This window comes from Bordetella pseudohinzii (genome assembly GCF_000657795.2).
GTDB lineage: Bacteria > Pseudomonadota > Gammaproteobacteria > Burkholderiales > Burkholderiaceae_B > Bordetella > Bordetella pseudohinzii.
In genome coordinates, this window is record NZ_JHEP02000020.1 from 15,052 (window position 1) to 34,926 (window position 19,875).

Consider the following 19,875-nt stretch of genomic DNA (forward strand, 5'->3'; position numbering starts at 1 on the left):
TGGGGAGTCGCCAAGCTGGTTAAGGCACCGGATTTTGATTCCGGCATGCGAAGGTTCGAATCCTTCCTCCCCAGCCAAACCAATATATAAAAAAGCTGTTGAACTCCGCCTTCAGACTGGCTCAGGTTCAGCAGCTTTTTTGTTTTGCGGGCGCCGCGAGCGCCCTCAGTGTTAAACGACCATCATCTGCATCATGGCAAACGACAGCTTCATGATTTTCACGGGCACGGCGAACACCCGCCTGGCCGTGGACGTAGTCAACCATCTGGACATGTCCCTCGGCAAAATGACCGTGGGCCGCTTCTCGGATGGCGAGGTGATGGTCGAGATCAATGAAAACGTCCGCGGCAAGGATGTCTTCGTGCTCCAGCCGACCTGCGCGCCGACCAACGACAACCTGATGGAAATCATGGTGATGGTCGATGCCTTGCGCCGCGCCTCGGCTGGCCGCATCACCGCCGCCATTCCGTATTTCGGCTACGCCCGCCAGGACCGCCGTCCGCGTTCGGCCCGCGTCGCCATCTCGGCCAAGGTCGTGGCCAACATGCTGCAAGTCGCCGGCGTCGACCGCGTCCTCACCATGGACCTGCACGCCGACCAGATCCAGGGCTTCTTCGACATCCCCGTGGACAACATCTACGCGGGCCCGATCCTGCTGGGCGACCTGTGGCGCCGCAATCTGTCCAACCTGGTCGTCGTGTCCCCGGACATCGGCGGCGTGGTGCGCGCCCGCGCGCTGGCCAAGCAGCTCGAAGCCGACCTGGCCATCATCGACAAGCGCCGCCCGCGCGCCAACGTCTCCGAGGTGATGAACATCATCGGCGAGGTCGACGGCCGCACCTGTATCATCATGGACGACATGGTCGATACCGCCGGCACGCTGTGCAAGGCCGCCCAGGCCCTGAAGGACCGTGGCGCCGGCGCCGTGTACGCCTATTGCACCCACCCCGTGCTGTCCGGCGGCGCCGTCGAACGTATTTCCACGTCCTCGCTGGACGAACTGGTCGTCACGGACACGATTCCGCTGTCCGAAGAAGCCCAGGCCTGCGGCAAGATCCGCCAACTGTCCTGCGCCGCGCTGCTGGGCGAGACCATCCTGCGTATTTCCAACGCCGAATCGGTCAGCTCGCTGTTCGCGGACTGAGCCGCAGCCAAGAATTTGCCCGTCGCTGGTCGCGGCGATGGGCGGATGCCGCGCCAGGCATGTCGCCTGGCGTGTTTTAACAGGCGAGTCTGCTCGCCAGATTGTTTGGAGTTTTTCCATGAAATTCAATGCCACTGCGCGTAGCGTCCAGGGTTCGAGTGCGAGCCGCCGCCTGCGCCGCGCGGGCCGCGTTCCCGCCATCGTTTATGGCGGCACGGCTGCCCCGCTGAACATCGAGCTGGACCACAACGAAATTTTCCATGCCCTGCGCAAGGAACAATTCCACGCCTCCATCCTGACCATGGCCCTGGAAGGCGGCAAGAGCGAGCAAGTCCTGCTGCGCTCGGTCCAATGGCACGCCTACAAGCCGCAAGTCCTGCACGTTGACTTCCAGCGCGTGGACGCCAACCAGGCGCTGCACACCAAGGTGCCCCTGCACTTCGTCAACGCCGATACCTCGCCGGCCGTCAAGCTGAGCGGCGCCATCATCTCCCACGTCATCACCGAAGTGGAAGTGACCTGCCTGCCGCAAGCCCTGCCGCAATTCATCGAAGTCAACCTCGGCGATCTGCTGGGTGGCGCGTCGGTGCACCAGAAGGACATCGTCCTGCCCAAGGGCGTGACCTTCACCCACCCCAACGATGAGCTGGTGATCGCCACCGCCGTCGTCAAGGGCGGCGCCGCCGAAGCCGAAGAAGCTGCTCCGGCCGCCTGATAGGCCAGGCGGGCCTGCGCCCGCCGCTGCCGCGAACCCTGCGCCTGCGATTTGCATGCGCAGGGTTTTTTATGTTCTAAACACGCCATCATGTCCGAACCGATCCGCCTGATCGTCGGGCTGGGCAATCCCGGCCCCGACTACGAAACCACCCGGCACAACGCCGGCTTCTGGCTAGCCGACCACCTGGCCGATGACTTGCGCGCGTCCTTCACGCTCGAAAAGGCCTTCATGGGCCAGGTCGCCAAGGCGCGCTTCGAGGGCGAGAACGTGCTCCTGCTCAAGCCCATCACCTATATGAACCGTTCCGGCCAGGCCGTGGGCGCGCTGGCGCGCTTTTACAAGCTGGCGCCCGAACAGGTGCTGGTCCTGCACGACGAGCTCGACCTGCTGCCCGGCCAGGTCAAGATGAAGCAGGGCGGCGGCCACGCCGGCCATAACGGCCTGAAAGACATCCAGGCCGCGCTGGGCACGCCCAATTTCTGGCGCCTGCGCATCGGCATCGGCCATCCGCGCACGCTCAACCTGGCCCAGCAAGTGGCCGATTTCGTGCTGCACCCGCCGCGCCGCGACGAACAGGCCGAGATCGAGAAAGTCATCGATCGCTGCCGCGCCGTCGTGCCCGCCCTGCTGCGCGGCGACTTCGCGCTGGCCACCCGCCAGCTGCACGCCGCCTGATGGCGCGCCTGACCCTGCGCCAGGAGGTCGCCGACTGGTGGCGCTTTCTGCGCCGCCCGAAGCTCAGCCGCCTGGGCCCGCGCCAGGGCGGCGCCATGGCGGATTGGCGACTCAACATCCGTCCCGGCCGCCTGTTGGCCTGGGCCGGCCTGCTCTGGCTGATCAACCTCGTCGTACTGGGCCCCATCGCCGTGGGCGCCGCCACCCTGGGCGGCGCGCAGCACCGCATGGACCCGGACAACATCCCCTGGCTCACCGCCGTCATCTGGGCGCCCCTGGTCGAAGAAATGCTGTTCCGCTACGGCTTGCGCCGGCCGGTGCAGGCAATATGGGTCGTGCCGGCCATCCTGCCGGCCGTGCTCTGGGGCCCCAAATTCTGGACCGGCTGCATCACGGCGGCCGTCATCCTGCTGGCCATCCATGGCACGCGCCGCATGGCGGGCTTCAAAAGCGCGCCGCGGCGCTTCTATCACCGCCACTTCGGGCTGGTCTTCCACCTGGCCGCGCTGACCTTCGCCGCCGTGCACCTGAGCAATTTCTCCTTCAATCGCATGCCCTGGTGGATGCTGCCGCTCCTGGTGCTGCCGCAATGGCTGACCGGGCTGGTGCTGGGCTGGATGCGCGCGCGGCGCGGCATCGCCGCCTCCATCGCCCTGCATGCCCTGTTCAACGCCGGACCCATGGTCATGATCTGGCTGCTGCTCAAGCTCGTGCCGGACATGGCGCTCTGAACGGCGGCCTCTGGGCCGACTCCCGGCCAACCGGGTAAAATCACGGTTTTCGCGGATCGATCGCGGGGCGCCCGCCAGCCAGGCGCCGTGTCCCCGGATTACCCAATACAGGCGCAGGCGCAAGCGGCCGCGCACCCGGCAGCGCCGGGACATCATCATTCAAGGATTTCCATGGCTCTGCAATGCGGCATCGTCGGCCTGCCCAACGTCGGCAAATCGACCCTCTTCAACGCGCTGACCCGCGCCGGTATCGCGGCCGAGAACTACCCCTTCTGCACCATCGAACCCAACGTGGGCGTGGTCGAAGTGCCCGACCCCCGCCTGGGCAAGCTGGCCGAGATCGTCAAGCCCGAGCGCGTGCTGCCGGCCACGGTCGAATTCGTCGACATCGCCGGCCTGGTGGCCGGCGCCAGCCAGGGCGAAGGCCTGGGCAACCAGTTCCTCTCGCATATCCGCGAAACCGACGCCATCGTCAACGTCGTGCGCTGCTTCGAGGATCCCAACGTGATCCACGTCGCCGGCAAGGTCGATCCCATCGCCGACATCGAAGTCATCGAGACCGAACTGGCCCTGGCCGACTTGCAGACCGCCGAAAAAGCCCTGCACCGCCACTCCAAGACCGCGCGCTCCGGCGACAAGGACGCCCAGCGCCTGGTCAGCGTGCTCGAAAAATGCATCGCCCACTTGAACCAGGCCAAGCCCGTGCGCGGCCTGGGCCTGTCCGATGAAGAATTCGCGCTCATCAAGCCGCTGTGCTTCATCACCGCCAAGCCCGCCATGTATGTCGGCAACGTCAGCGACGACGGCTTCAGCAACAACCCCCTGCTGGACCGCCTCGCCGAATTCGCCGCCCAGCGCAACGCGCCCGTCGTCGCCATCTGCGCGGCCATCGAATCCGAGATCGTCGATCTGGCCGATGACGACCGCCAGGCCTTCCTGGCCGACATGGGCATGGAAGAACCCGGCCTGAACCGCCTTATCCGCGCCGCCTTCAAGCTGCTGGGCCTGCAGACCTACTTCACCGCCGGCGTCAAGGAAGTGCGCGCCTGGACCATCCCCATCGGCGCCACCGCCCCGCAGGCCGCCGGCGTCATCCACACCGACTTCGAACGCGGCTTCATCCGCGCCCAGACCATCTCCTACGACGACTACATCGCCTGCAAGGGCGAGCAGGGCGCCAAGGAAGCCGGCAAGATGCGCGCCGAAGGCAAGGAATACGTCGTGCAGGACGGCGACGTGATGAACTTCCTGTTCAACGTCTGACGATATTTCGGACCTCAGAAGCGCTTGGCGGATGAGCCGCCCTTGGCATCAAGGGTTGGCTGGTCCGCGAAGCGTTGCTATTGCTCATCGAGGTCTGAACGACCTGCCGTATGGACTCCGGCGGGACGTCGGCGCTGATTCAGAAGGGAGCGGGCTGTACTGGCAGCTGGGGCCTGGCCGGATGACTCATTGCAGTGGATGAAGCCGCCGCCGTCTTGTCGCGCCGCTTGTCCGGCAAAGGTCTGCTTTTCTGTGACAGTAGAATGAAGCTAGATAAGCGAGCCTGGAAACATTTCTCGTAGGGGAAGCGTTTTTCCCCGGGGCTCGCATTGGTAAAAAGCTGGATTGGGCGGAAATTCTTGCGCGTATGAAAAAAAAGGTAGGGTGGGTCTCAGTAGTGCTGGGCTGTGTCATCGTCGCGGGATTGGGCGGTGCCGCGGCTTCTCATGTCAATCAGCCGGCGGATGCGCGATCGAGCGATCATTTGCTTTGCCTGAGCCCGGATAAACTGGCGGGTGTCCGGGCGGACCCCAGGAAAGCGATCCCGGCACTCTACGAGAGCTGTGCCTCGGAAGTAGACCAAAAACTGGGCCCTCTGGACTTGACCGCGGAGGAAGAAAGAATTGCATTCCTGTCAGTCCTTGCGCATTCTTTGGCTCCGTATGGGGCGAGTCGCTCGTTGAAGCTGGAAGACCTGCTGGCCGACACGTCGATGGATTGCGACAACTACGCGATCTTGACGGGCTACTTCAATGATCTGTTCGCCGGCAGGACGAGCAAGCTGAAGTTCGCGGGCTTCGATGGCGGCGCGGTGGGCAATCATGCGCAGCTATTCGTCAACACGGAAAAAGGGCTTTTGCTCGACCCCACTATTGGCCTGGTCGCGCGCATCGGCTTCGATGACTTGCTGCAAGGCAAACCCTTGAATCGTAGCCAGATTGTCATCTTCCGGCAGCATGAACAACCGGACTTGGATTTCTTTGTCAACAAGGTATATGACGCGATTCTGCTTGGGAAATACAAGCCGCGCGACATTCTTTACTACTTTGACTCTATTCAGGAGTATATGAAGTTCAGCGAGCGTATCGGCCCGCTATGGGGCAAGGAAGTGGATGAGTTGTTGCTCCACTTTCCGACGCCCGCGGCCGGCGCTTTGCGAAGAAACCTTAATTCGCAAAGTACGGATTAAGGGGGGTGTGCCGGCGGATCTTTATGCTCCGCCACGATGGCCCGCCCGCCGCTTCATGCATAGCTGGATTTCGCAAACCGGTATTGTTGCCGGGCAAGGCCTGTCGTCCAATGGCTCGTCCCCGCCTCGGGGGCGATAAGCATCCATACAAGGGAGACAGAGCGGTGCAAGCGGAGAATTCCCCCTGGAAGTACCTGATCCTGTGGTTGCGCTTTTACTATGCCATCCACTTCTTGAAGTCCGGGATCAATTACGCGGTCTTTGGCGTCATCCCGGATTTCAGCAAGGCGGGCGCGGTGGGGCCCTATCTGAACGCGATGAACGATATCGGGTTCTATCCTTTCATCAAGTATCTGGAGATCGTGCTGGGCACGATGCTGCTGTTCAATATCCTGACGCCGCTGGCGCTGGCGGTCATGGCCGGGATTGCTTTCCAGATCGGCTATCTGAATCTCTTCGTTTCTCCTCATCCCAGGCAGTTGTTCACGGGCACGCAGGAGCTGCTGCTTTGCGGTTTGCTCATCCTGGCCTATGGCAAGAGCTATGCCGGGATGCTGACGGCGCGGGCGAGGCCGGCGTTCTTGTGGCAGAAGTAAATCGTTTGGGGAGCAGGATATGAAGACCTCGTTCGGCGCCAAGCCGTTTGTCATCGTCATCGCGGTGGCCTTGATCTGGACCCTCGTCGTGATCGGTTTTTCCACGTCCATGGGGGCGCGGCCCTTGCGGCTGTACGACTGGGGGCCGCCGGTCGCGGCCTGTCTGTTGACCTTGGTGTGCATGGTCAGGGACGCCTGCCGCCGGGGCTGACCCGCCATCCGTGAGGGCGCCGTCGCGATTTTGATTGGCCTCGGACAAATGTACGTACATAATTAATATTCATAGTATTTTTTATGTACGGATGTAGGCGAAGACCTGCGCCGTGACCGTCAAAGGAGAGCGAGGATGCGCAATTGGATTGCAGGTCTGTTGCTGGGCGCGGTGTGTGGGATGACGGCGGCGCAGGCCGCCTATCCGGAGCGCGGGGTCAAGATCATCGTGCCGTATCCGGCCGGGCAGACCACGGACGTGATTGCCCGGGCCATCGGGCAGGAGCTGGGCGAGGCCATGGGCCAGGCTTTCTTCGTGGACAACCGGGGCGGCGCGGGCGGCATCATCGGGATGGAGGCGGCCAAGCGCTCGGAGGCGGATGGCTATACCCTGCTGATGACGGCCAGCGGCCCGGTGGCGATCAATCCCGGGCTTTATCGCAAGCTGCCCTATAACGTGGAGAAGGATTACGAGCCCGTGGCCCTGGTGGCCATGGTGCCGCTGTTCCTCGTGGTGCGGGCGGATTTCCCGGCCAATAATGTGCGCGAGCTGTTGGACTATGTGAAGCGCCATCCGGGCGAGCTGAACTATGGTTCGGGCGGCAGCGGGTTGACCAATCATCTGGCGATGGAGATGTTCAAAAGCCAGGCTGGGCTGAACATTACGCATGTGCCCTATCGCGGCGCGTCGGCGGCGCTCACGGGTTTGATGAGCGGCGATGTGGCCATGATGTTCGAGGCCGGGCCGGCCATCATGCCTCATGTGCAGTCGGGCGCGCTGAAGGTGCTGGCCGTGGGCGGCAAGGAGCCCGCCCGCGCTTTTCCCAAGGCGCGGCCGGTGTCGGCCGAGGGCGTGCCCGGGTATGAGGCCCAGGCCTGGATCGCGCTGCTGGCGCCGGCGGGCACGCCCAAGCCTGTCATCGAGCAGCTCAATGCCGCCACGCGCAAGGCGCTGAGCCGCGCCGATCTGCAGGACAAGCTGGCGGGCCTGGGCGCCGAGACGGTGTCGGTCAGCCCGGCCGACACGCGCCAGTTCATCCAGCGCGAAATCTCGGTCTGGGGCCAGGCGGTCAAGACCTCGAACGCGCGCGTGGACTGAGTCAGCGCGCCCGCAGGGCGGGATAGGGGCCGTCGGCCAGGGCATAGGCCGACAGCACCAGGTCGCGCACGGCGCGGCGGCTGATCTTGCCCTGCGGATTGCGCGGCAGGGCGTCGACGGCGATGTGGGCGCGCGGATGTTTATAGCGCGCCAGCCCCTGGACATGCTGCCGGGCCTGGTCTATCCAGGCCGCGCCGGCGCGTTCGGCCACGGCGATGATGACTTCTCCCCAGTAATCCGAGGGCAGGGCGACGATGCAGATCTCGCCGCAATCGGGCAGGCCGGCCAGCGCGGCTTCGATTTCGTCGGGATAGATTTTGTAGCCGCCGCTCTTGATGACGTCGGCCATGCGGCCCAGCAGCCAGAGCCGGCCGCGTTCGTCGATGCGGCCCAGGTCGCCGGTGCGATGCCAGCCGTCGGCGTCGGGCGCGTGAAAACCGTCCTGGTCCACATGGCCGATATACATATGGCGTGAACGCAGTTCGATTTCGGCGTCGGCGTTGATGCGCAGCTGCACGCCGGGCGCCGGCCAGCCCAGGCAGGCGCCGTCGCCGCCGCCTTCGGCAAAGCAAGCCTCGGTGGCGGCGGGGTCGAGCACGGTGATGGGGTTGACGTTTTCGCTCTTGCCGTAGGTGATGCGCACGGTCGGGCCGAACAGGGCGCGGGCCTTGGCGTAGAGGCCGGGCGTGAGGGTCTGCGTGCCGGTGAAGACGCAGCGCACGCCCGGAAATTGTTCGCCCTCGAAGGCGGCGGCCAGCTTGGCCAGCACGGTCGGGGGCGCGAACACGGCGTCCAGGGCGCCGCCGCGCAATTCGCGTCCGGCCGCCTCCAGGTCCACGCCCTGGAGCAGCACCGCCGTGCCGCCATGGTCTATCCAGGCGCGCGCTTGCATGGAGGCGCCGTGGACATAGGGCGTCATCAAGAGCACGCGCGAGCCCGGTCCGGGAGTGAAGGGCAGCACGGCGCGCAGCATGACGGCGGCCAGCCAGCGCCGGCCTTGATCGTAGACCAGGGCCTTGGGCTTGCCGGTGGTTCCGGAGGAAAAAATAACGCGGCCCCAGTCTTCGGCATTGACGGCGGGCAGCAGGGGCGGCGCGGCCAGGGGCGCGATATCTTCACAGAGGATGAGCGCCGCGCCCAGGTCCTGCACGGTATGGGCATGGGCGCGGTCGGTGATGATGTGGCTCATGGGCGTGAGCTGCTGGCTCCAGCGGATTTCATCACGGGTATAAGCCGCGTTCAGGTGCACGAGGCAGGCGCCGCTGATCGTGGCGCCGTAGTCGGCCCAGACGGCCGCGCAGCCATTGGGCAGGTAGATGCCGACGCAGCCGCCCGCGCCCACGCCGGCTGTGTGCAGCGCGCAGGCCAGCGCATGGGCGCGGGCATTGAGTTCGGCATAGCCCAGCCGTTGCTGGCCGTCATCGACGGCCACGCCCTGCGCAAAGCGCTGGGCCAGGGTGTGCAGCTCCAGCGACCAGGGGATGGTGTCGGCCATGCTCAGCTCCGGAACAGGGTGCGCACATCGTCGATCCGCGCCAGGCTGGCCAGCCTGTCGTACAGGGCGCCGCCCGAGGGCAGTGCGTCGTCCGGCGCCTGGCGGCGCCAGATGGCCAGGCAATCCTCGAACTTGGCGCGCAGCTCCGCTTCGGGCAGGGGCAGGTGGGCGTGGCCGCGCGGATAGCGGATCTCGCCCGAGCGCAGCACGCGCCCGTCGCGCGTCGTGATCGCCACGGTGTCATAGCGCGAAAACGCGGCGTCCTCGGGGTCGGGCTCTTCGACGATGCCGATGTCCACTTTGTCGTAGAGCGTCCGCAGCGCCGGGGCATTGACGACGTCATCGTCCAGTTCGGACAGGCCCACCTTGCCGCGCGCCAGCGCCGCGGCGACCGCGAACTGGGCGCTGAATTTGGCTTCCAGCGCGGTGACGGGGGCGGGGTTGCGCAACATGGAGGCTTGCGGCCGGCCGATGCCGATGGCCACGCGCTCGACCTGCGAGGCATCCAGGGCATGTTTGCGCGCCAGGTCGAGCACGGCGTCGATGACGCGGTGGCCCGAGTAGCAGACGGGGTATTTCTTGATCGACAGGCCGGTGGCCAGGATGCGCGGTTCGCCCGGCGCGAAGGGGCGTTCGCGGTCGGCCCGGCCCTGGGGCGAGAGCGCCGCCAGGAAGCCGGCATGATGCTCCAGCGCATCGGCCGCGGCCGTCAAGCCCAGGCCCGTCAAGGCCAGGGCTTCGAAGGCCAGCGCGGCCGCGCGGCCGGCGTGCAGGGGTTTGGTCATGGTGCCGAAGTTGGCGACCAGTCCGCTGGCCAGGCTGGCGCCGATGGCCAGCGCGCGGGCGGCGTCGGCCGATGACAGGCCCCGCAGACAGGCCAGGGCGGCCGTGGCGGCCACGGTGCCGAACACCGCGGTCGGATGCCAGCCCTTGATGTGATAGGGATCGGGTTCGCGCGAAGTCAGCTCGGCCCAGACTTCATAGCCCACGATATAGGCGCGCAGGCAGGCCTGGCCCGAGGCGCCCTGGGCATGGGCCTGGGCGAGGATGGCCGGCGTCAGCACGGTGCTGGGGTGGCCGGACAGGGCCACATCGTCGTAGTCCAGGGCGTGGCCGGCCACGCCATTGACGAAGGCGGCCTGGGCGGGCGGCAGCGATTCGGTGGCGAACCACAGGGGCGCCTGCCCGGCGCCGCCCAGGCCGCGGGCATGTTCGAGCGCGATGCGGGTGACGGTTTCGCCGCGCGCGGCCAGCGCCACCGCGATGGTGTCGGTCATGCCCTGGCGGGCGATGGCCTCGGCCTGCGCTTGGCGCGGGCCGAACTCGGGTTGGGCGATATAGGCGCCCAGCGCCTGGGTCAGTCCGGTCATGAGGATCTCCGTCCGCGCGCTCAGAAGGAGCGCGGCATGCCCAGCATGTGCTGGCCGATGTAAGAAAGGATGAGGTTGGTGGAGATGGGCGCGATCTGCAGCAGCCGCGTTTCGCGCCATTTGCGCTCGACGTCGTATTCGCGCGCGAAGCCGAATCCGCCATGGGTCTGCAGGCAGGCTTCGGCGGCGTGCCAGGCGGCCTCGGAAGCCAGCATCTTGCCCATATTGGCCTCGTCGCCGCAGGGCAGGCCGGCCTGAAAAAGCGTGGCGGCCTTGCGCAGCATCAGGTCGGCGGCCTGGGTCTCGGCATGGGCGCGCGCGATGGGGAACTGGATGCCCTGGTTCTGGCCGATGGGGCGGTCGAAGACGCGGCGCTCGCTGGCGTAGGCCACCGACCGGTCGGTGAACCAGCGCGCATCGCCGATGGCTTCGGAAGCCACCAGGATGCGCTCGGCGTTCATGCCGTCCAGGATGTAGCGAAAGCCCTTGCCGGCTTCGCCAATCAGGCTGTCGGCGGGGATGCGCAGGTTGTCGAAAAAGACTTCCGTGGTGTTGTGGTTGATCATGGCCTTGAGCGGCCGGATGTCCATGCCGTGGCCCAGCGCGGCGCGGATATCGACCAGGAAGACCGACAGGCCGTCGCTTTTCTTCTGCACCTCGTCATAGGGCGTGGTCCGCGCCAGGAGCAGCATGAGGTCGGATTGCAGCGCGCGCGAGGTCCAGACTTTCTGGCCGTTGATCACATAGCTGTCGCCGTCGCGCACGGCGCGCGTCTTCAGGCGCGTGGTGTCGGTGCCGCTGGTGGGCTCGGTCACGCCAAAGGCCTGCAGCCGCAGTTCGCCGCGCGCGATGGCCGGCAGGTAACGGGCTTTCTGTTCGCGGCTGCCATGGCGCAGCAGGGTGCCCATGGTGTACATCTGGGCGTGGCAGGCGCCGGCATTGCAGCCGGCGGCATGGATTTCTTCCAGGATGACGGCGGCCGCGCGCAGCGGCATGCCGCTGCCTTCGTATTCCTCGGGGATGAGGGCGGCCAGAAAGCCCGATTCGGTGAGCGCGGCGACGAACTCGTCGGGGTAGCGCTCATCCTGTTCGAGACGGCGCCAGTACTCGCCGGGAAACTGCTCGCAGATGCGGCGCACGCTGTCGCGCACTTCGGGGAAGTCTTCGCCCAGGGGCATGGCAAGCGGGGAGGGAAAAGTGTCCATGGTGTCTCGAATGAAGGGGGTCAGGCGGCCAGGGCCTCGCGGGCCGGGGTGAAGCCGCGCGGCAGGCCGGCGCGCGCCAGGCCGCCGTAGAGGGTGGCCTCGGGCAGCGCGGCCTGCAGCAGCTGGCGCACTTCGAGCAGGGCGTTCAGATCGATGCCGGTATTCACGCCCATGGATTCCAGCATGTAGGCGGCGTCTTCCATGACGATGTTGCCGGTGGCGCCGGGCGCGAAGGGGCAGCCGCCCAGTCCGCCCAGCGAGGCGTCGAAGGCGCGCACGCCGCAGTCCAGCGCGGCCAGCAGATTGGCCAGGCCGGTGCCGCGCGTGTCATGGAAGTGGGCCGCGACCGGCAGCGAGCCGACTTCGGCCAGCACGGCCTTGAAGACGCGGCGCACCAGCGCCGGGTTGGCATAGCCCACGGTGTCGGGGATGATGAGCTCATCGGCGCCGGCCTCGGCCAGCGCCACGGCGTAGCGCACCACGTCGTCCACCGGCACCGCGCCTTCATAAGAGCAGCCCAGCGCGGTCGCCAGGCCGCCGCACAGGATGGGGCGGCGCGCATGGGCGCGCGCCAGCGCGGCCATGTCGCGGAAGTCGGCCAGCGACGCTTCGCGGCTGCGGCGCACATTCTTTATGTTGTGCGTCTCGCTCACCGACATGACGAAATTGATCTTGTGCACGCCCAGTTCCAGCCCGCGCTGCGCGCCGCGGGTGTTGGGCACCAGCGCGGCCACCGTCAGCCCGGCCACGCGCAGGGCGCCGGCGGTGACGTCGGCGGCATCCACGAATTGCGGCAGCAGCTTGGGCGGCACATAGGAAGTGACCTCGATCTCGGCCACGCCGGCGGCCGCCTCGCGGCGTATCCATTCGAGCTTGGCCTCGGTCGCCACAAAGGTGGCGACGCTTTGCAGGCCGTCGCGCAGGCCCACCTCGCGCAGGATGACGTCTCTTGCCATGATGTTCTCCTCAGCGGCCCGTGAAGACGGGCTTGCGTTTTTCGTTGAAGGCCAGCACGCCCTCGCGGCGGTCGTCGGTATCGACCAGGTGGTTGTAGGCCTCGATTTCGAAGCGAAAGGCGGTGCGCAGCTCCATTTGGCCGCCGTAGCGCACGGATTTCTTGATCTGACGCACCGACAGGGGCGCGTTGCCGGCGATGACCTCGGCCGTGGCCAGCGCGGCCGGCAGGACGTCGGCCGGCGCGTGCAGCGCATTGGCCAGCCCCCAGTCCAGGGCCTGGGCGGCATCGAAGGGGCGGCCCGTCATCAGGATCTCCTTGGCGCGGCGCTCGCCTACCGCGCGCGGCAGGTTCTGGGTGCCGCCGGCGCCGGGCATGATGCCCAGCGTGACTTCGGTCAGCGCGAAGCGCGCCTCGCGGCTGGCGTAGAGAAAGTCGCAGGACAGCGCCATTTCCAGGCCGCCGGCATAGGCATGGCCATTGACCGCCGCGATCACCGGCAGCGGCAGGTCCACCAGGGTCCAGTACATGCGCTCGAAGAGTTCATGCTGGCGCTGCCAGGTTTCGCGGCTCATGCCGTTGCGCTCTTTGAGGTCGCCGCCGGCGCAGAAGATGCGCTCGCCCGCGCCGGTGAGCACCACGCAGCGTATCTGGCCGGCATCCTCGGTCAGCCGGTTCCAGAGATCGAGCAGGTCGCGCCCCATCTGCGTGTTGATGGCATTGCCCGCCTGCGGGCGGTTCAGCGTCACCACCAGGACGTGTTCGCCATGCGGCCGCGCGGTCACGGTCTCGTAGTCGGGCAGGGGCGGTGGGGTGGGGCTCATGTGCGGGTCTCCATGGTGGCCGGGGTCTGTCCCAGCAGCGTCGCGGTGTGTTCGCCCAGCATCGGCGGGCGTGATTGGGGCTGGGGCCGCTGGCCGTCGAAGCTCAAGGGCAGGCCGATGAAATCCATGCCCGTGCCGGGCACGCGCTGCACCAGGCCCAGGGCCTGGGTCTGCGGATGCGCCAGCATCTGGTTCATGTCGTTGACCGGCGAGCAGGGCAGGCCGGCCGCCTCCAGCCGTTCCAGCCAATAGGCGGTGGGCTGGCGCGCGAAGATGGCGTCCAGCGCCCCGTAGAGTTCGGCCTGGTTGGCCACGCGGCTGGGGTTGTCCGCATAGCGGGGATCTTGGGCCCACTCGGGGTGGCCGACCGCCTGGGCCAGACTGCGGAACAGCCCGTCATTGCCGGCGGCCACGACGATCTCGCCGTCGGCCGTGGCATAGCCTTTGTAGGGCACGATGCTGGCCGTGCCCGAGCCGTAGCGCGGGGGCGCTTCGCCCGAGACCAGCACCTGCGCGGCGATGAGGGACACCCAGGTGGTCGCCGTCTCGAACAGCGAGACATCGACAATGCGGCCGCGGCCGCTGGCCTGGCGTTGCAGCAGCGCGGCCAGCACGCCGATCACCGCCCACATGCCGGTGCCCATGTCGACAATGGACGCGCCCACGCGCACCGAGGGCCGGCCGGCCTCGCCGGTGGTGCTCATGATGCCGCCGAAGGCCTGCATCAAGGGGTCGTAGCCCGGATGCTGGCGCAGCGGCCCCACGCCGCCGAAGGCGCCCATATTGCAGTAGACCAGGGAGGGCTTGCGCGCCAGCAGCGCCGCGCCGCCCAGTCCCAGCGCGTCGACCTGGCCGGGGCGCAGGTTCTGCAGCACCACATCGGCGCGATCGGCGATCAATTGCCTGAGGGCTTCGGTCTGCGCCGGATCGCGCAGGTCGCAGACGACGGACTGCTTGTTGCGGTTAAGGGCCTGGAAGAGGGTGGCCGCGCCTTCCTGGAAGGGAGGGCCCCAGGCGCGGGCGGCATCGCCCTCCTGTTTTTCCACCTTGATGACCGTGGCGCCCAGTTCGCCGAAAATCTGTCCGGCGAATGGCGCGGCCACGCTGTGCCCCAGCTCGACCACCACCATGCCCTCGAAGGGGCGGGCGGGCGAGTCCGGGGCGGTGTCGCTCGTGTGTTGCATGGATTTGTCTCCGTCCAATGCCCCCGCGGGCGGGCGCTCAAACGCTAGGTCTAATGTACGTACATTTATCACTTTACATTGAGTTTTAATGTACGTACATTGCTTTCTAAACTTTTTTGGATCTAAGGTGGACGCATGTCCAAGAACGACGGCAAGCCCCTGGGCAAGCCCACGCGGGCCACGCCCAGGAGCAAAACCCAGCCGCGCTATGCCTGGCTGCACCAAAGCCTGCTGGACGGCATCATGTCGGGGAAGTACCCCGTGGGCTCCCTGCTGCCGACCGAGGCGCAGCTGAGCGCCACTTTCGGCGTGAGCCGCCATACGGTCCGGGAAGCCACCCGGCGCCTGGTCGACACCGGCATGATCGTGCGCTATCCCAGCATCGGCACGGTGGTGATGTCGGCCCAGCCGGGCGCCGCCCAGCCCAGTTATGTGGCGGGCCTGGGGACCATGAAGGACCTCCTGGCCTACACGGACCAGACCCGCCTGGAGGTCTTCGGCGAAACCGTGGCGGTGGCCGACGAGGCCATGGCGGAGTCGCTGCGCTGCGAGGCCGGCTCGAAATGGCTGGTGCTGCATACCAACCGTTGCCTGGTCGAGAACGGCCGCGTGATTTCGTACACGCGCGTCTATCTGCGTCCCGAGTTCGAGAAGATCAAAGAAAAACTGCATGGCAATCATCCCAGCATCTACAAGATGCTGCGGGACGATTACGGTCAGGAGATCCACCGGATCCGCCAGCAGATTGAAGCCACGCTGATGCCTGAGAACGCCCTGTTCCAGCTCGGCCTGGACAGCGGCAGCCCCGCCCTGCGGATGCTGCGCGCGTATTTCGACCCGCAAGACCGTCTGCTGACGGTATCTGAAAACTTCTACGTGGCCGACCGCTTCAAGTTGCAGACCGAATGGGAACATGGAGAGGAGCCATGAGCTGACTTTCCTTTCGGCGCATTTGTAGCGTGCTCGGACAAAAAAGGATGGAGGAGACAGTCCATGAAACGAGCACTCGCAGCATTGTTATGCCTGGGCGCCCTGTCCGGCGCGGCGGCCAAGGCCGACTACCCCGACCGGGGCGTGAAGATCATCGTGCCCTTCCCGGCCGGACAGACGACCGACGTGCTGGCCCGCACCATCGGCCAGCAATTGACGGAGTCGCTGGGCCAGGCATTTTTCGTCGACAACCGCGGCGGCGCCGGCGGCATCATCGGCATGGAGGGCGCCAAGCGCTCCGATGCCGATGGCTATACGCTGCTGATGGCCTCCAGCGGGCCGCTGGCGATCAACCCCGGGCTCTACAGAAAGCTGCCCTACGATACGCTGAAGGACTTCACCGCGGTGTCCATGGTGGTGGCGGTGCCGCAGTTTCTCGTGACGCGCGCCGATTTTCCGGCCAATAATCTCAAGGAACTGATCGACTACGTCAAACAACACCCCGGGCAGCTGAACTATGGTTCGGGCGGGACGGGCCTGACCAATCACCTCACGATGGAAATGTTCAAGCGCCAGGCCGGGCTCAACATCATGCACGTTCCCTATCGCGGCGCGGCCGCCGCCCTGACCGGGCTCATGAGCGGCGATGTGGCGATGATGTTCGAGTCGGGGCCGGCCATCATGCCGCATGTGCAGAAGGCCGCCTTGAAGGTCTTCGCCGTGGGCAGCCGCAACGGGTCCAAGGCGCTGCCCGACATCCCGACCATGGATCGCGCCGGCGTGCCCGGCTTTGACGCCCAGACCTGGGCCGCGCTGCTGGTGCCCAAGGGCACTGCCGCGCCCATCGTCGAGAAACTCAACAAGGCCATGCAGATCGCCTTGCGCAATCCGGCCGTGCAGCAGCAGCTGGGCGCCTTGGGCGCGGAGGTGATGTTGAGCACGCCCGACGAGACCAACACCTATATCAAGGCCGAGATCGCCCGCTGGGGCGACACGATCAAGACCGCCAACGTCCAGCTGGAATAGGGCGGCGAGCAAGTCGTGGCGCGGGGGCGGCCCCGCGTCTTTCATCATCAAAGCAGCAATGAGGAAGCAAGCATGAAACTGGTGAGATTCGGCCCGGCGGGCCAGGAAAAGCCCGGCCTGATCGACGCGCAAGGCGTGTTGCGGGATCTGTCGGGCGTGGTGCCCGATATCGGCGCGGCGCAACTCGGCCGCCAGGCGCTGGCCTCGCTGGCCGCCCATGATCCGGCCGGCCTGCCGGCCGTGGCGGGCGAGCCGCGCATGGGATGCCCCGTGGCCAATGTGGGCAAGTTCATCGCCATCGGCCTGAATTATTTCGACCATGCGGCCGAGGTCGGCGCGCCGGTGCCCAAGGAGCCCGTGATCTTCATGAAGGCCACGTCCTGCATCCAGGGCCCGGACGATCCCGTCATGCTGCCCGAAGGGTCGCAAAAGGGAGACTGGGAAGTGGAGCTGGGCATCGTCATCGGCGAGCGCGCGCGCTATGTCGAGGAGGCGGCGGCGCTGGATTACGTGGCCGGCTATTGCGTGGTCAACGACGTGAGCGAGCGCGAATTCCAGATGGACCGGGGCGGCACCTGGGACAAGGGCAAGGGCTGCGACACCTTCGGGCCCATCGGCCCCTGGCTGGTCACGCGCGACGACGTGCCCGATCCGCAGTCGCTGGACCTGTGGCTGGACGTGAACGGCCAGCGCATGCAGACCGGCAATACGCGCACGATGATCTTCGGGGTGAAGACCATCGTGAGCTATGTCAGCCGCTTCATGACGCTGCTGCCGGGCGACGTCATCATCACCGGCACGCCGCCGGGCGTGGGCCTGGGCATGAAGCCGCCGGTCTTCCTGCGCGAGGGCGATGTCATGACCCTCGGCGTGCAGGGCCTGGGCAGCCAGCGCCAGCGCGTGGTGGCTTTCGCGCGCTAGCGAGCGGCGGCGGCCGGCCTATCCGGCGCGGGCCGCCGCCAGCCGCAGGGCCAGCCTGTCGAGCAGCCACATCAGGATGAGCGACAGGCCCACCAGCGGGAAGACGAGGCCGCCGATCACCATGATGGTCAGCACGCCGCGCAGGGCGCGGGCTTCGCGCGGCGCGGGCGGTATGCCCAGCCGGCCGGCGGGCCTGCGCTTCCACCACATGACGGCCGCCGACACCGACAGCAGCACGATGCCCAGGCAGGCCAGGCTCAGGATAATCTGGTTGGCCAGGCCGAATTCCTGGCCCATGTGCACATTGATGCCCCATTCCAGTGTCTTGCCCAGCGGGCCGTAGTCGGCATAGCGCATGTCCAGCAGCGGTTTGCCGCTGTATTGGTCCAGGTGCGCGACGCGCTGCTTTTGCAGGTCGTTGGGATAGACGGAGGCCGTATAGACGCCGCGCGGGCCGTTGGGCAGGTTGATGGCATAGCCCGGCGCCAGGCCGAGGCGCTCGAAAGCCGCCACCGCGCGGTCCAGGCCGATGGCGGCCGGCGCGTCCCCGGGCATGGCCGGGTGGGCGTGCGCCGGGCCGTTGGCGTCATGGCCGGCGTGGCCTTCATGCCCGCCGCCGGACAGCGGCAGCCGCGCCTGCTCCAGCGACCAGGTGGTTCGCCCTTGGTCGGCCAGCTTGAGGTCGGACATCGGAAGCTGCACGCGCACGCCCGCCGGATAGCCGAAATTGCTGCCATTGGCCCATTGGTTGACCTTGGCGCCCCAGACCTGCGACCAGGGCAGTCCGGTCAGGGCGAGGAACACGATGAAGAAGGCCGCGAACAGGCCGGTCACCGCATGCAGGTCGCGCCAGAAGATCCGCCGGCCTGGCCCGCCGCGCACCGTGACGACGCCCTGACGGCGGCCGCGCGGCCACCAGAGATAGAGGCCGCTGGCCACCAGCAGCACAGACCATCCGGCGGCGACCTCGATCAGGGCGTTGGCCACGGGCCCGAAGTAGTCCAGGCTGTGCAGCCGCCGGATGGTCCACATCAGGGTGCCGCGCTCGGGCAGGCTGCCCAGTATGCGCCCGGTATAGGGATCGACATAGATCGATAGCCGCTCGCCCGCCGGTGTGCGCACCACGGCCTGCGCCGAAGCGCGCGCCGAGGCGGGCGGCAGGTATTTGAGCAGGGCGCCGCCGGGCTGGGCGGCCAGCGCGGCGGCGGCGATGGCTTCGGGCGCATGCGGCGCGCCGCTGGCCGCGGGCACTTGCCGCAGGTCGCGGTACCAGGCATCCTCGATCTCGTTGTGAAACAGATAGAGGGCGCCGGTGAGGGCCAGCACGATCATGAAGGGCAGGACCAGCAAGCCGGCATAGAAGTGCCAGCGCCAGACCGCGCGGTACAGGTCGCCCGAGGCGGCGCGTTCGGCCAGGCCTTCGTTCAGGGGCAGGGACATCACACTCTCCTCAGAAGCGGTCGTTGGCGCTCAGTTCCGCGCGCCGTCCTTCGCCGACCAGCCATTGGGTCTGGTTGTCGTAGGCGGTCTCGGCGTACTGGCGGTCGAAGACGTTGTAGCCACGCAGGGCCAGGGTGAGGTCGCGGCGCGCCTCCCAGATGAGCGCCGGGTCGGGGGTGGTGTAGCCGGCCATCTCCAGCTTGTTGACCGCGCCGCGTTCGCGCAGCTGCGCGCTGTCGGCGATGTCGAGGCTGGCTGGCGTCTGCAAGGGCGTCAGGCCCGGCAGGGTGCCGGTGGCGGCGGGTTGCAGCAGAACAGCGTCATCGCCGCGCACGGCGATGCTGGGCAGGGTGGCCACGGACGCGCAGCAACGTGCGGCCAGGCGCATCCTGACGAAGGGGGTTCGCATGGAATCTCTCGTTCAAATCGTTGAGAACCGTCCGAAAGGGACGGCAAGCATCAGGCCGGCAGCACGCTGCCGGCGGCGATCAGGCGAGAGAGCGGGGAGGGGCGCGCGCGCCGAGCGGCGCGCTGAGGACGGGATAGGCGCGCGGCGCGGGCGGGGCGCGCGCGGCGATGGGCAAGACCTGCTCGGCAACCGGCGCCGGCGCGGGCGGCGCGCCCAGCAGGGCCGCGGCGGCCACGGCCGCGCCCACCGAACAGGCGGCGGCCTGCGCGGCATGGCGCTCGTCGGGCGCGTGATCGGCCTTGGACGGGCCCTGCACCCAGATGGGTCCGGAGGCCGAGCAGAGCTGGATCAGTGTGCCGCCATGCGGCGAGCCGGGCATGAAGCCCTGGGGCACCAGGGCCTTGAGCGCGAACAGCAGCAGCGCCAGCCAGAAAACGGCGGCGCGGCATCGCGGCAAGGTGGCGGCCCGGGCATGCATGATGGCTGGGGAT

At 67.0% G+C, this 19,875-nt stretch carries 20 protein-coding genes, 1 tRNA gene and 1 pseudogene; 13 read left to right on the forward strand and 9 right to left on the reverse strand.

What is annotated here, in order from left to right:
- From L540_RS19570 to L540_RS19615, 10 genes are all read left to right on the forward strand, one after another.
- A tRNA-Gln gene (locus L540_RS19570) sits at positions 1 to 77 on the forward strand.
- 116 nt (positions 78 to 193) lie between these two features.
- A complete protein-coding gene (locus tag L540_RS19575) occupies positions 194 to 1,144 on the forward strand; it encodes a ribose-phosphate pyrophosphokinase (protein WP_029578322.1) in 951 nt (316 codons plus the stop codon).
- A 118-nt stretch (positions 1,145 to 1,262) separates the two neighbouring features.
- Positions 1,263 to 1,859, forward strand: coding sequence for a 50S ribosomal protein L25/general stress protein Ctc (locus tag L540_RS19580; RefSeq protein ID WP_043212215.1), 597 nt, complete (start codon positions 1,263 to 1,265; stop codon positions 1,857 to 1,859).
- A 90-nt stretch (positions 1,860 to 1,949) separates the two neighbouring features.
- Positions 1,950 to 2,537: an aminoacyl-tRNA hydrolase gene (gene pth, locus L540_RS19585; RefSeq protein WP_043212212.1), complete on the forward strand. Its 588-nt coding sequence runs from the start codon at positions 1,950 to 1,952 to the stop codon at positions 2,535 to 2,537.
- On the forward strand, positions 2,537 to 3,268 hold the full coding sequence (locus L540_RS19590; RefSeq protein WP_043212210.1) for a CPBP family glutamic-type intramembrane protease: 732 nt from the start codon (positions 2,537 to 2,539) through the stop codon (positions 3,266 to 3,268). The genes pth and L540_RS19590 overlap by 1 nt, the downstream gene beginning before the upstream one ends.
- 171 nt (positions 3,269 to 3,439) lie before the next feature.
- Positions 3,440 to 4,531: a redox-regulated ATPase YchF gene (gene ychF, locus L540_RS19595; protein WP_043212209.1), complete on the forward strand. Its 1,092-nt coding sequence runs from the start codon at positions 3,440 to 3,442 to the stop codon at positions 4,529 to 4,531.
- 367 nt (positions 4,532 to 4,898) lie between these two features.
- A complete protein-coding gene (locus tag L540_RS19600; RefSeq protein ID WP_131726033.1) occupies positions 4,899 to 5,720 on the forward strand; it encodes a hypothetical protein in 822 nt (273 codons plus the stop codon).
- A 164-nt stretch (positions 5,721 to 5,884) separates the two neighbouring features.
- Entirely contained in the window at positions 5,885 to 6,316 is a 432-nt protein-coding gene (locus tag L540_RS19605; protein ID WP_043212204.1) for a hypothetical protein, read from the forward strand.
- 19 nt (positions 6,317 to 6,335) lie between these two features.
- Positions 6,336 to 6,527 carry a hypothetical protein gene (locus L540_RS19610; protein WP_043212202.1) on the forward strand — a complete coding sequence of 64 codons (192 nt, stop codon included), beginning with the start codon at positions 6,336 to 6,338 and terminating at the stop codon, positions 6,525 to 6,527.
- A gap of 135 nt (positions 6,528 to 6,662) precedes the next feature.
- Entirely contained in the window at positions 6,663 to 7,625 is a 963-nt protein-coding gene (locus L540_RS19615; protein WP_043212199.1) for a Bug family tripartite tricarboxylate transporter substrate binding protein, read from the forward strand.
- A gap of 1 nt (position 7,626) precedes the next feature.
- Here the strand turns inward: L540_RS19615 and L540_RS19620 are convergent, their stop codons facing one another.
- The 6 genes from L540_RS19620 to L540_RS19645 are packed head-to-tail and all read right to left on the reverse strand — an operon-like array spanning position 7,627 to position 14,658.
- Positions 7,627 to 9,120, reverse strand: a complete 1,494-nt coding sequence (locus L540_RS19620; protein ID WP_043212197.1) for a class I adenylate-forming enzyme family protein — start codon at positions 9,118 to 9,120, stop codon at positions 7,627 to 7,629.
- 2 nt (positions 9,121 to 9,122) lie between these two features.
- On the reverse strand, positions 9,123 to 10,490 hold the full coding sequence (locus L540_RS19625) for an MmgE/PrpD family protein (protein WP_043212195.1): 1,368 nt from the start codon (positions 10,488 to 10,490) through the stop codon (positions 9,123 to 9,125).
- A gap of 20 nt (positions 10,491 to 10,510) precedes the next feature.
- Positions 10,511 to 11,695 carry an acyl-CoA dehydrogenase family protein gene (locus tag L540_RS19630; protein ID WP_048026690.1) on the reverse strand — a complete coding sequence of 395 codons (1,185 nt, stop codon included), beginning with the start codon at positions 11,693 to 11,695 and terminating at the stop codon, positions 10,511 to 10,513.
- Between the two features lie 20 nt (positions 11,696 to 11,715).
- The gene (locus L540_RS19635; RefSeq protein ID WP_043212193.1) at positions 11,716 to 12,651 is read right to left on the reverse strand and encodes a hydroxymethylglutaryl-CoA lyase; all 936 of its coding nucleotides are present in this window, start codon (positions 12,649 to 12,651) and stop codon (positions 11,716 to 11,718) included.
- A 10-nt stretch (positions 12,652 to 12,661) separates the two neighbouring features.
- Positions 12,662 to 13,474: an enoyl-CoA hydratase/isomerase family protein gene (locus L540_RS19640; protein ID WP_043212191.1), complete on the reverse strand. Its 813-nt coding sequence runs from the start codon at positions 13,472 to 13,474 to the stop codon at positions 12,662 to 12,664.
- Positions 13,471 to 14,658 (reverse strand): CaiB/BaiF CoA transferase family protein, encoded by a 1,188-nt coding sequence (locus L540_RS19645; protein WP_231584903.1) that lies wholly within the window; start codon positions 14,656 to 14,658, stop codon positions 13,471 to 13,473. Before L540_RS19645 ends, L540_RS19640 begins: the two co-directional genes overlap by 4 nt.
- 135 nt (positions 14,659 to 14,793) lie before the next feature.
- Between L540_RS19645 and L540_RS21330 the strand changes: the two genes are divergently transcribed.
- The 3 genes from L540_RS21330 to L540_RS19660 all read left to right on the forward strand — a co-directional run bounded on the left by L540_RS21330 (position 14,794) and on the right by L540_RS19660 (position 17,535).
- On the forward strand, positions 14,794 to 15,588 hold the full coding sequence (locus tag L540_RS21330) for a GntR family transcriptional regulator (protein ID WP_053073265.1): 795 nt from the start codon (positions 14,794 to 14,796) through the stop codon (positions 15,586 to 15,588).
- A 63-nt stretch (positions 15,589 to 15,651) separates the two neighbouring features.
- Positions 15,652 to 16,614 carry a Bug family tripartite tricarboxylate transporter substrate binding protein gene (locus L540_RS19655; protein ID WP_043212189.1) on the forward strand — a complete coding sequence of 321 codons (963 nt, stop codon included), beginning with the start codon at positions 15,652 to 15,654 and terminating at the stop codon, positions 16,612 to 16,614.
- A gap of 72 nt (positions 16,615 to 16,686) precedes the next feature.
- Positions 16,687 to 17,535, forward strand: a complete 849-nt coding sequence (locus L540_RS19660; protein ID WP_043212188.1) for a fumarylacetoacetate hydrolase family protein — start codon at positions 16,687 to 16,689, stop codon at positions 17,533 to 17,535.
- A gap of 18 nt (positions 17,536 to 17,553) precedes the next feature.
- Here the strand turns inward: L540_RS19660 and L540_RS19665 are convergent, their stop codons facing one another.
- The 3 genes and pseudogenes from L540_RS19665 to L540_RS19675 all read right to left on the reverse strand — a co-directional run bounded on the left by L540_RS19665 (position 17,554) and on the right by L540_RS19675 (position 19,862).
- The gene (locus L540_RS19665; RefSeq protein ID WP_043212185.1) at positions 17,554 to 18,975 is read right to left on the reverse strand and encodes a PepSY-associated TM helix domain-containing protein; all 1,422 of its coding nucleotides are present in this window, start codon (positions 18,973 to 18,975) and stop codon (positions 17,554 to 17,556) included.
- A 10-nt stretch (positions 18,976 to 18,985) separates the two neighbouring features.
- A pseudogene (locus L540_RS21665) lies at positions 18,986 to 19,186 on the reverse strand (TonB-dependent siderophore receptor); the annotation flags it as partial.
- A gap of 277 nt (positions 19,187 to 19,463) precedes the next feature.
- Entirely contained in the window at positions 19,464 to 19,862 is a 399-nt protein-coding gene (locus tag L540_RS19675) for a DUF2946 family protein (RefSeq protein ID WP_043212181.1), read from the reverse strand.
- Positions 19,863 to 19,875: the final 13 nt, after the last annotated feature.

Excerpts from the sequence above, each read along its gene's own strand:
- L540_RS19575 (WP_029578322.1), top strand. The coding sequence starts at position 194 with ATGGCAAACGACAGCTTCATGATTTTCACGGGCACGGCGAACACCCGC.
- L540_RS19580 (WP_043212215.1), top strand. The coding sequence starts at position 1,263 with ATGAAATTCAATGCCACTGCGCGTAGCGTCCAGGGTTCGAGTGCGAGC.
- pth (WP_043212212.1), top strand. The coding sequence starts at position 1,950 with ATGTCCGAACCGATCCGCCTGATCGTCGGGCTGGGCAATCCCGGCCCC.
- L540_RS19590 (WP_043212210.1), top strand. The coding sequence starts at position 2,537 with ATGGCGCGCCTGACCCTGCGCCAGGAGGTCGCCGACTGGTGGCGCTTT.
- ychF (WP_043212209.1), top strand. The coding sequence starts at position 3,440 with ATGGCTCTGCAATGCGGCATCGTCGGCCTGCCCAACGTCGGCAAATCG.
- L540_RS19600 (WP_131726033.1), top strand. The coding sequence starts at position 4,899 with ATGAAAAAAAAGGTAGGGTGGGTCTCAGTAGTGCTGGGCTGTGTCATC.
- L540_RS19610 (WP_043212202.1), top strand. The coding sequence starts at position 6,336 with ATGAAGACCTCGTTCGGCGCCAAGCCGTTTGTCATCGTCATCGCGGTG.
- L540_RS19615 (WP_043212199.1), top strand. The coding sequence starts at position 6,663 with ATGCGCAATTGGATTGCAGGTCTGTTGCTGGGCGCGGTGTGTGGGATG.
- L540_RS19620 (WP_043212197.1), bottom strand. The coding sequence starts at position 9,120 with ATGGCCGACACCATCCCCTGGTCGCTGGAGCTGCACACCCTGGCCCAG.
- L540_RS19625 (WP_043212195.1), bottom strand. The coding sequence starts at position 10,490 with ATGACCGGACTGACCCAGGCGCTGGGCGCCTATATCGCCCAACCCGAG.
- L540_RS19630 (WP_048026690.1), bottom strand. The coding sequence starts at position 11,695 with ATGGACACTTTTCCCTCCCCGCTTGCCATGCCCCTGGGCGAAGACTTC.
- L540_RS19635 (WP_043212193.1), bottom strand. The coding sequence starts at position 12,651 with ATGGCAAGAGACGTCATCCTGCGCGAGGTGGGCCTGCGCGACGGCCTG.
- L540_RS19640 (WP_043212191.1), bottom strand. The coding sequence starts at position 13,474 with ATGAGCCCCACCCCACCGCCCCTGCCCGACTACGAGACCGTGACCGCG.
- L540_RS19645 (WP_231584903.1), bottom strand. The coding sequence starts at position 14,658 with ATGCAACACACGAGCGACACCGCCCCGGACTCGCCCGCCCGCCCCTTC.
- L540_RS21330 (WP_053073265.1), top strand. The coding sequence starts at position 14,794 with ATGTCCAAGAACGACGGCAAGCCCCTGGGCAAGCCCACGCGGGCCACG.
- L540_RS19655 (WP_043212189.1), top strand. The coding sequence starts at position 15,652 with ATGAAACGAGCACTCGCAGCATTGTTATGCCTGGGCGCCCTGTCCGGC.
- L540_RS19660 (WP_043212188.1), top strand. The coding sequence starts at position 16,687 with ATGAAACTGGTGAGATTCGGCCCGGCGGGCCAGGAAAAGCCCGGCCTG.
- L540_RS19665 (WP_043212185.1), bottom strand. The coding sequence starts at position 18,975 with ATGTCCCTGCCCCTGAACGAAGGCCTGGCCGAACGCGCCGCCTCGGGC.
- L540_RS19675 (WP_043212181.1), bottom strand. The coding sequence starts at position 19,862 with ATGCATGCCCGGGCCGCCACCTTGCCGCGATGCCGCGCCGCCGTTTTC.